Annotated in this window: 4 protein-coding genes; 3 read left to right on the top strand and 1 reads right to left on the bottom strand. The window is 42.5% G+C overall.

The annotated features are described in order from the left end of the window. Positions 1–2 precede the first annotated feature (2 nt). Complete coding sequence (gene gcvH, locus NJ959_RS27485; RefSeq protein WP_254014945.1) at positions 3–392, bottom strand: glycine cleavage system protein GcvH; 390 nt, start codon at positions 390–392, stop codon at positions 3–5. Between the two features lie 108 nt (positions 393–500). Between gcvH and NJ959_RS27490 the strand changes: the two genes are divergently transcribed. The 3 genes from NJ959_RS27490 to NJ959_RS27500 all read left to right on the top strand — a co-directional run. Beyond that, on the top strand, positions 501–1331 hold the full coding sequence (locus NJ959_RS27490; RefSeq protein ID WP_254014946.1) for an alpha/beta hydrolase: 831 nt from the start codon (positions 501–503) through the stop codon (positions 1329–1331). Positions 1332–1349: 18 nt separating this feature from the next. Continuing rightward, complete coding sequence (locus NJ959_RS27495; protein ID WP_254014947.1) at positions 1350–2243, top strand: type IV pilin-like G/H family protein; 894 nt, start codon at positions 1350–1352, stop codon at positions 2241–2243. A gap of 73 nt (positions 2244–2316) precedes the next feature. Next, on the top strand, positions 2317–3380 hold a 1064-nt coding region (locus tag NJ959_RS27500; protein ID WP_254014948.1), incomplete at its 3' end, for an ABC transporter ATP-binding protein.

Consider the following 3380-nt stretch of genomic DNA (forward strand, 5'->3'; position numbering starts at 1 on the left):
ACCTATTCCCCTTCCACCTGTACCCGATACTCATCAGCGGATAGGGCATCGATTAATTCATCAGGATTATTAATCCGTACCTTCACCAACCATCCTTCTCCATAGGGATCGTCAGCAACTAGTTCTGGGGACTCGATTGTGGTATCATTACGCTCGATTACCGTACCAGAAATGGGAGCGTACATTTCCTCAACGGCTTTGACTGATTCAATAGTGCCAAAAGTCTCCCCTTTAATGAGGGCATCGCCAATTTCCGGGAGTTCAACAAAGACAAGGTCCCCTAGTTGATCCACGGCAAATCCGCTGATACCAATGGTAGCAATTTCGCCATCGAGCCGGACATACTCGTGGGTGTCAAGATATTTTAAGTCGTCAGGACATTCTAGAGCCATCTCACATCCTCAATTGAGCAAAGATAAGTGTACAAGTTTAGCGTTTAATTTTGTGCAAACGTTACGATTGGCTCCCACATCTATTTGGAGCGCGATCGCGTAAAATTTATGGATCGAGAAACCCTCCGACGATGGCTATTGGGTGAATTTAGCATTAAACGGCTCGTGCGATCTATTCTGTTCATTTACACTTTCTTCTGCTTATACGTTTTTTTGATCGCTGACAGTAAGATATTTTTACCACCTCCTGCCAGTTATCAAGATAACAGGGAAATTCTCAAGCTCACCAGTGGTGAGGATATCCAAATTTCCGCTGTTTACTTAGTGCATCCGAAAGCCACATATACCATTCTCTTCAGCCACGGGAATGCCGAAGACTTAGGCAATATCGGGCTAGTACTCCAGAAGCTGTACAGCCTTGGCTTTAGTGTCTTTGCCTACGATTATCGCGGTTATGGCACCAGTCAGGGTAAGCCGTCAGAAGGGAATGCTTATCGAGATATCGATACAGCTTACAACTATTTGACTCAAACGCTAAGGATACCATCGGAGCGAATAATTGTTTATGGTAGATCGGTGGGTGGGGGTTCGGCGGTGGATTTAGCTGCGCGGGAAGCTGTTGGGGGCTTGATTATGGAAAGTTCTTTTACTAGCGCGTTTCGGGTAATTATACCGTTTCCAATTTTACCTTTTGACAAGTTCCCCAATATCGACAAGATTCAACGGGTGAATTGTCCGGTTTTGGTCATCCACGGTAAAGCCGATGATACTATCCCATTTTCCCACGGGGAAAAACTTTTTGCTGCTGCAAGGGCACCGAAGCGCTATCTCTGGGTGGATGATGCAGGTCATAATGATGTGATGTGGGTGGCACAGGAAGAGTATGACGAAAGTTTACGGGAGTTTACTCGATTAGTTGAAAGGCTAAAATCCAAATAGTTGTTAGGAGAAATTTCTATGCCTCACATTCTATGCAAGAACGTCATCGGACTAATGCTCGGATTTGCGATCGCGCTGGGCACTCCAGTCAATGCTCAATCCAGGATACCACTAACTCTGCCACAAACTCAACCAACTTCTGAAACTGACAAATTTACTAATCAATTACTGGGGCAATGGCAAAGCCAAGATCCAAAAACAAAGGAAGTATTAACCTTAATTTTTGCTCACAATAACCAATTATTTTTAATTTTACCTACAGACGATGGCTCGTCAATTGCCATCAAAGCTACTTACCAAATTAGTGCCACCAAGCAACCCATGGAACTCGATATGGCACTTACTTCTAGTGATATCGCCTTCACTATTTTTGAGTTTACTCCTGAAGGTAAGTTGCGAGTAGAATTAAATGGGGTGACTCCGGGGAAACCTCGACCACAGGAGTTTAGTTCCACTACTGCTATTTTCGATAATATTTCCGCTGCGACAACTGTACCGGAGAATATTGAGGTAATTGAGTTAGAATCTAAAAATAACCAGGCTAATCGAGGGATTCCGATCCAGTATATTACTATATTAAACCAAGCACAACAAGCCTATTATCTCGAAAAGGGTAAATTTGCCACTAATATTGAAGAATTGGGGATAGGGACAAACTTAGAAACGGAGTTATATCGGTATCAGATTGTACCTGTTCGCGATCGCACTGACAGAGTAACAATTACTGCTCAACCTAAAGAAGAGGGATTGAATAGCTATATTGGGGCAGTATTTGCTATTGATAATCAGAAAATCGTGACCGGGATTTGTGAAAGTGAAGTACCTGCTAAATCCCTATCTGCTATGCCAAATCCACCTGTAAGTGGTGCTTTGGTAATTCAATGTCCGGTGGGTTTTCGTATGCTACCGTAAAGTCGCAGATCTAGAACAGGCATCTTGCCTGTTCTACAATAAATAACCAACAATTAACAATAAATCACTAACAATGACTAATATTGTACTTGATGTTCGCAACCTAAGTGTAGAATTTACCTCAGACGAGAAGCGAGTTTTAGCTGTTAATAACATTAGCTTCCAGCTTAAGCGCGGACAAACGTTAGGCATTGTGGGTGAGTCTGGTTCGGGAAAGTCGGTTACTTCACTGGCTGTGATGGGTTTGATGCCTCCTTCTGCTAAAGTAACGGGGGAAATTTACTTTAAATCCAAATCAGGACAATCAGATGACGAAACTATCGATCTTCTCACACTTAAGGATAGGGAAAAGCCATCCTATCGGGGCGGAAAGATTGCGATGATTTTTCAGGAACCAATGACTTCTCTTAATCCTGTTTACACCATTGGCTTTCAGCTAATAGAAGCGATTTTGCAACACCAAGAATTATCCACTCAACAAGCAATATGGAAAGCAAGTGAACGACTTCAGCAAGTGCAATTACTTCCTACTGATGAAAAAATTAGGGAGCAATTTCGAGAAGAATTTAGGAAAAAATCAGATGGCGAACCGCAGCAAAAGGAAATCGACGACTATATTAATCAACAAAAACGGGCATTCCTCAGCCGTTATCCTCATCAGCTTTCTGGAGGACAACTGCAACGGGTGATGATTGCGATGGCAATTTCCTGCGAACCAGATATATTAATTGCTGATGAACCGACTACAGCGCTTGATGTGACTGTACAGGCAGATATTCTCAACTTGCTGAGGACATTGCGAGACAATCTCAATATGTCACTCATTTTTATCAGTCACGATTTAGGCGTGATTGCTGAAATTGCTGATACTGTGGCGGTGATGTATCAAGGAGAAATTAGGGAAACTAAAAATGTCTTGCAGATTTTTTCTAATCCAGAAGATCCCTATACTAAGGCGTTATTAGCATGTCGTCCTAGTTTGGAAAGACATCAGGAACGGCTACCAATTGTATCTGATTTTATGGACGTGGTGACGGATAAAGATGGTAAAATAGTAGAGATTAAGGAAAAATCAGGCTCGCCAGATCCAAATCAAAAGTCACAAGTCATAACTGAAAATCCTCAATCCCCCAGCCC

This window comes from Limnofasciculus baicalensis BBK-W-15, assembly GCF_024178385.1.
GTDB lineage: Bacteria > Cyanobacteriota > Cyanobacteriia > Cyanobacteriales > Coleofasciculaceae > Limnofasciculus > Limnofasciculus baicalensis.

What these genes read in the sequence shown, in the direction of transcription:
- gcvH (WP_254014945.1), bottom strand. Translation starts at nt 392, where the DNA reads ATGGCTCTAGAATGTCCTGACGACTTAAAATATCTTGACACCCACGAG.
- NJ959_RS27490 (WP_254014946.1), top strand. Translation starts at nt 501, where the DNA reads ATGGATCGAGAAACCCTCCGACGATGGCTATTGGGTGAATTTAGCATT.
- NJ959_RS27495 (WP_254014947.1), top strand. Translation starts at nt 1,350, where the DNA reads ATGCCTCACATTCTATGCAAGAACGTCATCGGACTAATGCTCGGATTT.